Origin of the sequence: Gilvimarinus sp. 2_MG-2023 (assembly GCF_030547685.1) — a bacterium.
Taxonomy (GTDB): domain Bacteria; phylum Pseudomonadota; class Gammaproteobacteria; order Pseudomonadales; family Cellvibrionaceae; genus Gilvimarinus.
In genome coordinates this window covers 1-1,108 of the sequence record NZ_JAUOQM010000014.1, presented here as the reverse complement: position 1 = coordinate 1,108, position 1,108 = coordinate 1, and the positions used below count along the sequence as shown (strand labels likewise).

At 51.4% G+C, this 1,108-nt stretch carries 1 pseudogene; it reads right to left on the bottom strand.

From position 1 onward, the window contains the following. Positions 1–1,108 (bottom strand): annotated as a pseudogene (locus tag Q4526_RS02745) (hypothetical protein); the annotation flags it as partial.

The following is a 1,108-nucleotide window of genomic DNA, read 5'->3' as shown; positions in this document are numbered from 1 at the left end:
CACACCGAGAATCTCTCCGGCCTTTAACTGAACTGGACTTTCGGTGTGCCACTCTAAGCAGTAACCGCCGGCGCTGACATCCACCACCTCTACCGAAAAAATAGGGTGCTGTCCGCGGTAACGCATGAGCGTTGAGCGGCGCAAGGCCTCATCAATATTGGTTGTGGCCTGTAATGAAGAGGCAAAGCGCGGTTTGGCAACATCAAAAGCCTCTCCCCAGGGGTCGGCTTGATTAGGATCAATTTGGTCTTTTAATTTTATGCTGCGTTTTTGATAGATGCTATCTTCATCATCTACATCTAGACCTGATGACTGTCGAATAAATAGATTAAATGGCGTTTCGTCGGCCACATGAAAATGCAGGTTGGTGAGCCCGACGGTTACTTCCAGTTGACCATCACCGGCCGTACGTTCGAAATTGCGTAGCGCCGGCTGTTGCCAGGCGTTAATAGCGTGACCCAATAAACCCGTGTTGAGCTTGAGCGCTTTCATCCGTTCGGGGTCGGTTACCATGTCATTTAGGCATTGGCATAACTCGGTCGTATCCAGTTGGCGAACATCTTGACTTTCGTACAGGGGCAGGCGAGTTCGGTAAACCGGAGGGGTGTCGCTGTCGAGCATTAAGCTGTATAAATTTTGCGCTGTATCGGGGTCGAGTTGATTCAGCGATGTTTTGGCAGACAGCTCTTCCAGAGCATTGTACACATTAAACAGATCATTCTGACGCAATTGATTGGGGCGGCCCGCCGCGAGCAAGATGACGCGCAAATAAGCTTGTTCGATTGTTCGCACACCGCGCTGACCCGACATAGGGTCTTTCACCAGCTCTTGAGATAGGCCTTCGAGCTCGGCCAGACGGTAAAGTGTGTGCAGCTCGCTCCATACCTGGTGTGGGGTTGGAGTGTAGAGTTGATAACTGCGTAACAGTAGCAACCCCAAGCCGGTGATTGCACGGTGAATACAGGTGGCTTTGGTTTGTGCACAAGCTTTGTTGTTAAAGGTGTCGCGCACAGCGCTGGAGTAAGCGTTGCTCAAATGTTTTTGTAAGGCTTGAGCGACCGTGGCGGCTTTGCGTGCGGGGTCGGGCAAAATAATGGGCTGGTTCAAA